Source organism: Treponema sp. R6D11 (assembly GCF_054786075.1).
Genome location: NZ_BDHD01000587.1, coordinates 1 through 736 on the forward strand (window position 1 = coordinate 1; position 736 = coordinate 736).

The following is a 736-nucleotide window of genomic DNA, read 5'->3' on the forward strand; positions in this document are numbered from 1 at the left end:
GCCAGAATAACTTCCCAGAGATAAATTCCACGGCCGCGAATTAGCGCCCTTTGAATAAGATACCGCCACACAGCCTTCCGGCCTTATATTTATTTCAAGAAGCCCCTGCGTTCTGCCAGCGGAATATTCGCTTGCGGACGCGAGTTTCCAACGCCGTCCGTCAGCGTCGCGCAACGCGCCTTTTTCGTCTTCAATGTAAACAAGTATTTCCGAATCGATATTGGCGTCGGGAAGCACAAAGGAAACGGCGCGTACGGAGTTGGAAAGATCGATATAACTGAACGTCCTCTCCCTGCCGCCTAAAAAAACTTTTTCGTCCCTGGAAGCCGCGTCGTAGCGGAACAAAGTGTGGACGTTAATTCCGCCGCTTCCTACGCGACCGTAATAACCGAACGAAGAAGGGGAATCGCCGCCAAGATCCAGATACGGAAACGAGGGAAAATCAAGGCCGGTGTTTCCGACTCCCTCATATTGGACAAATTCCCCGGGAAGCCCCTGATACCCTGCCCTGTATGTGTTCTTTTCCGAATCGTCAAGGAAAGTCGCCTCCACAAACCACCTTTTGTTTATCCACAGGGACATGGTAAGGTCGGCTTCCTGGGCGAACAATACCGGCGTTTCGGGGGAAAAAAACTTTGTCCCCAATGGGGACGTGGAAAACCCCGCGTTTCCCTGCAAAGTGCCCATCCACGAACCCGTTAAAAACAAGGACACGTCTGAATCTCCGATGGAAAAG

Annotated in this window: 1 protein-coding gene; it reads right to left on the reverse strand. The window is 51.8% G+C overall.

What is annotated here, in order from left to right:
- Positions 1 to 582: hypothetical protein (locus ACYVTD_RS14865; RefSeq protein ID WP_461248490.1), on the reverse strand; the 582-nt coding region annotated here is incomplete at its 3' end.
- Positions 583 to 736 lie beyond the last annotated feature (154 nt).